Genomic DNA, 594 nt, shown 5'->3' on the forward strand with positions numbered 1-594 from the left:
AACGCGACGATCGCGCTGCGTGCGCTCCGCCGCCGCGAGCTGGCCCGTACCGGCGTGGCCGAGGTGCTCGGCGAGCTCGGGCCCGTCGACGCCGCCAAGGCCATCTCGGACGCCGCCGACGTCGTCCTGGCGGGTGGGCTGCGCATCGCCGAGCACGAGGCGCGCGCCGAACGGAAGGTCGCGCGCGGCGACGAGCCCGCGCGACTGCTCATCGTCGCGATGGGCCGGCTCGGCGGACAGGAGATGGGCTACGGCTCGGACGCCGACATCATGTTCGTCTACGAGGCGGTGGGCGGTGCCGGCGACAAGGAGGCCAACGACTACGCCCTGGCCGTGGCCAAGGGGATGCGCCGCATCCTCACGGCCGTCGGGCCGGAGCCCGGCCTGCCCGTGGACGCCGACCTGCGACCCGAGGGCCGCAACGGGCCGCTGGTGCGGTCGTTCGAGTCGTACGTCGAGTACTACGACCGCTGGTCCTCGCCTTGGGAGGCGCAGGCGCTGCTGCGGGCACGGGCCCTGTCGGGCACGCTCAGCGTGGTCGCGGCCGGCGGCCCCGGCGAGGGCGCCGTCGAGGCGTCGCTGCCCGACGACGGG

General features: G+C 75.6%; 1 pseudogene. It reads left to right on the forward strand.

Features of this window, described 5'->3' with window-relative positions:
* Positions 1 to 594, forward strand: a pseudogene (locus PROKR_RS37590) (bifunctional [glutamine synthetase] adenylyltransferase/[glutamine synthetase]-adenylyl-L-tyrosine phosphorylase); the annotation flags it as partial.

Origin of the sequence: Promicromonospora kroppenstedtii DSM 19349 (assembly GCF_000515355.1) — a bacterium.
Taxonomy (GTDB): Bacteria; Actinomycetota; Actinomycetes; order Actinomycetales; family Cellulomonadaceae; genus Promicromonospora; species Promicromonospora kroppenstedtii.